Source organism: uncultured Polaribacter sp. (genome assembly GCF_947500975.1).
Classification (GTDB): Bacteria; Bacteroidota; Bacteroidia; order Flavobacteriales; family Flavobacteriaceae; genus Polaribacter.
Genome location: NZ_CANMUE010000034.1, coordinates 1 through 1,361 on the forward strand (window position 1 = coordinate 1; position 1,361 = coordinate 1,361).

The 1,361-nt window shown below is 27.9% G+C and carries 1 protein-coding gene; it reads right to left on the minus strand.

The window, feature by feature from the left end; all coding sequences use genetic code 11:
* Nucleotides 1-676 precede the first annotated feature (676 nt).
* Nucleotides 677-1,243, minus strand: coding sequence for a hypothetical protein (locus Q0733_RS12895; protein ID WP_298782735.1), 567 nt, complete (start codon nt 1,241-1,243; stop codon nt 677-679).
* Nucleotides 1,244-1,361 lie beyond the last annotated feature (118 nt).

Here is a 1,361-nt window from a genome sequence, read left to right on the forward strand (position 1 = left end):
TTTCAATTCAGCATTTGGGTGATTTTTCATTCGTTATTTTTCAGCGTTTAGCTTTTCCTGAGTAATAAAACATAACGGTTTATGTGTATGATTTGCTGGGTAAATTTAGCGAAAAATAACTACATTTTACAGACTTTTCCGATTGCGAGGTTTTTCGCAAGAAAAACCGAAACAAGCAGTAAATTATACACGGTGTTGTAATTTTGTTGTGAAACATTTGAGTAAACACGTTTAGCTTCCGTTTTCAATTTTTCAGCGTTTGAGTAAATTCAGACATTTTAACTTTAAAACACTAAAAAAAATCGCGAGAAAATTCCGCATTTTTGGTTTTCAGTTTGAGTGAATTCAAACATTTAGATTCCGCAAAGATTTTGAATTCCATTTTTTTCTTAATTCGCGAGAGAGTGTTCCACAAAATTCATTTTCACAAAATTTTAAATTCAGAATTTGAGTGATTTTTCAGCTTTCATTCTTGCAATTTTACAATTCCATTTTGCTGTTTTTTCAAGCGTTTCAGTTTTTCTGAACAATAAATTACAACGTTTTTGCATATGGTTTGTTGCGTGTTTCAAGCACCTAATTTAGTAAATAATTACAGACAAAGAAAGTCCGCGAGGACTTTCGTAAGTAGGCAAGAAGCCAGCAATAAATTATATACGGTGTTATGTGCAGTTTTTTATTCAAACTGTTTTGTAAAATATGATATTTTTGGGTTCTTTCTATTTATTATTATTTCAATTTGCTTTCCTTTTTCATAATTCTCTAAGTTATAAAGATAAATATCTCTTTCAAATTTTTTTCTTTGATAATCATACTTAAAAGTTAATATCTTATATTTTTCATTCTCATAAATGTCACTTATAATTCCTATACTTTTTATATAATTTTCAGCGTTATAAATTTTCGGCTTTTTATAATTAACTTCACAAATATTAGGTTTAATTTTAGAATATTTTAATTCATAAAATTCTCCTATTTCAGCTACCCTTCTTGCTAAAAGTTCTCTTTCATATTTTTTTCCGTTTACAGAGTATTCTATAATATCTGTTCGACCTTTATAAGTGCTAAAACCTATAATTTCGCATACTGTTAATTCAGTGTTTTTTGACAATAATTCCTTAGTATTCTTTTTTAAAAAGTTAGCATAATAAAAAAATGAGAATAATAAAATTGACAAAAAAACAATTCCAAAATAGGCTTTCTTTTTTTGTTCAGGAGTTAAATTATCCTTCTTTATTTTCATTTTTATTTACTGCTTTTTGAGTTTGCTGAGCAATTGCACATAACGTTTTGGTGTATTAAAAGTTGCGGTTTTGTGCGCGAGGATTTTCCGAAGGAAAATTTGAAGCAAACAAAACAGC

Coding starts and splice junctions, on each gene's coding strand:
- Q0733_RS12895 (WP_298782735.1), bottom strand. CDS start 1,243: ATGAAAATAAAGAAGGATAATTTAACTCCTGAACAAAAAAAGAAAGCC.